The organism is Bradyrhizobium sp. (assembly GCF_049581145.1).
In the GTDB taxonomy this organism is placed as follows: domain Bacteria; phylum Pseudomonadota; class Alphaproteobacteria; order Rhizobiales; family Xanthobacteraceae; genus Bradyrhizobium.
Map to the genome: position 1 here is coordinate 1 of NZ_JBAURI010000581.1, position 1903 is coordinate 1903.

A 1903-nucleotide genomic window follows, 5' to 3' on the forward strand; every position below is an offset into this window, starting at 1 on the left:
GGCCACCACGGGCGCGGGCGTGGCCGGTTGTTCCCAGAGTGATGACGCCGGGAGGCCCTCGGCCTGACGCGACGCCCGAACGTCGTTGTCCGGACTATCCTCCGGCAACGCCAAGGTTGAAGCCGGAACGCTGAACGCGGAGACCAGCAACAAGGCGAGCGGGATGCAGAGACGCGGAATCGCTTTGCCTGCCATCATGTCGCTCCCCGCCACTGCCCGGACACCGTGAGCAGGATACGCAGCTTGCTGTCACTCGAAGATCCGAAGCCGCCGGTCGCCTGCACGGCCAGTTGATCGATGAACAGGAACGGCATGCCAGCCTCTATATCGTAGAGCAGCTGCTGCAAACCGGGCTGGTCGATCTCGCAGCTCGCGATGATTGTGAGAAAGCCGGCCTTGGATTGCGCGCCATTGAGATCGACCTGCGATGACAGCACACTGCCGCCGAACTTCGTCACCGCGCCGGTCACGCGCTGCAGCAGTACCGCGCCGGCGACCGTGACGGTCGCACCCTGCAGAAACGGCGAACCTGATGGACCGCCGAGGGCTGCCCCTTGGCCGCTGGCCGCGGAGGCCCTGCGGCCGTCGAACTGCTCGAGCATGGCCGCGGACGCCGCGACATCGGCGCGCCGGCCGAGAACATCCACCAAGGCGCTGCCGATCTCGAACAACGACAAGCTCATCACGACGAAATAGGCCATCGCCGCCAACGGTGGCTTGGCCAGGAGTCTTTGCAACGTCGCGACCTGATTCATGACCCCGACCCGAAATATGGCGTGATGTGCGCTTCGATATGGAACTGCTCGCCCGGATCATTCGGCGCTCGCGTGGTCGGCGCGAAGAAGGTGGCACGCGTAAACTGCGGCGATTGCTCCAGGAGCCGGATCAGCGATGGCGCGTCATGCGTCAGGCCGACGACCTGCATCTTGTCAGCCTCGACCCTCAACTCGGTCACATAGGTGGTGTCGGGCAGCGCCCGGGAGATCGCCTCGAGCACCATGACGCTCGATGGTGAGGTTTGCTTGCGCTTGGCGAGCAGCGTCTCTGCCGATCCGATCGGTTGGCTGATGCGCAGCGCCGCGCGACGCTGCGCAATCCGATGCTGCAGATCCTGCTGCTCGGCGTCGAGCGCGCTGCCGACATAGGCGGAAATCGCAAGCACCGCTACCGCCGCAACGGCCGCGCCAAGCAGTGACAAGCGCAACAGCCGCGGCACATCCGTGATACGGCCGGTCGCGCTCGAAAGGGTCCTGTCGAACAGTTTGACCGGCTGCACCGCCTGCGCGGCTTCCGGCACTTCGACCAGGCCCGCGACCGACGCTGCCCCGAGGTCGGTCGCAAGCTTGAGCAGCGGCTGGATCTTCTGGCTCGAGGTTGCCGCGAGGGTGAATGCGATCCGCTCGTTCGCGACCGGCGACGGTGGTGTCATGCCGAATACGGCCTCGCCCGCGGTCCACGGCGTCAAGCGATCGATCTGGGCCCGGATCATACCATCGAGAAAATCGGCGGCCTGCCTCGGAAAATCAACCTCGCGGAACAGCACCCGATCCGGTCGCAGCACGATGTCGATCCGACTACCGCGCAGTGCGGCCAACCACTGCGGGTCCAGCGCAGGCTCGGGCCAGCCATGTAGCAGTCGGAACGACGTCTCCGGCAGGCTCGCCCCCTTTGCAGACACAAGGCTGGCCGTGAAGCTGTTGGCGTCGCCTTCCGTGAAGAGGATGCGCCGCCGCTGCACGATCCGCTCCATGACGGCGTGAACCGCGACGGCAACGGCTGCGATCCATGTCTCGAACAGGTTTTTCAGTTCCGACATCATGGCGGTCACGTTTCCCCTGACAGTCGGCGGCGGACCGTCACATTATCCTGCCATGACAAAACCTGATAGGGCTCGTCATCGCGG

Annotated in this window: 3 protein-coding genes; all 3 read right to left on the reverse strand. The window is 65.1% G+C overall.

Annotation, left to right across the window (positions count from 1 at the left end):
* A partial coding sequence (locus WCB02_RS19250) for a hypothetical protein (protein ID WP_423960446.1) occupies positions 1-195 on the reverse strand: 195 nt, incomplete at its 3' end.
* The gene (gene gspM / locus WCB02_RS19255; RefSeq protein ID WP_423960448.1) at positions 195-737 is read right to left on the reverse strand and encodes a type II secretion system protein GspM; all 543 of its coding nucleotides are present in this window, start codon (positions 735-737) and stop codon (positions 195-197) included. The genes WCB02_RS19250 and gspM, both read right to left, overlap by 1 nt.
* Positions 738-751: 14 nt before the next feature.
* Entirely contained in the window at positions 752-1816 is a 1065-nt protein-coding gene (locus tag WCB02_RS19260) for a PilN domain-containing protein (RefSeq protein WP_423960450.1), read from the reverse strand.
* Positions 1817-1903 lie beyond the last annotated feature (87 nt).

What these genes read in the sequence shown, in the direction of transcription:
- WCB02_RS19260 (WP_423960450.1), bottom strand. Translation starts at nt 1,816, where the DNA reads ATGTCGGAACTGAAAAACCTGTTCGAGACATGGATCGCAGCCGTTGCC.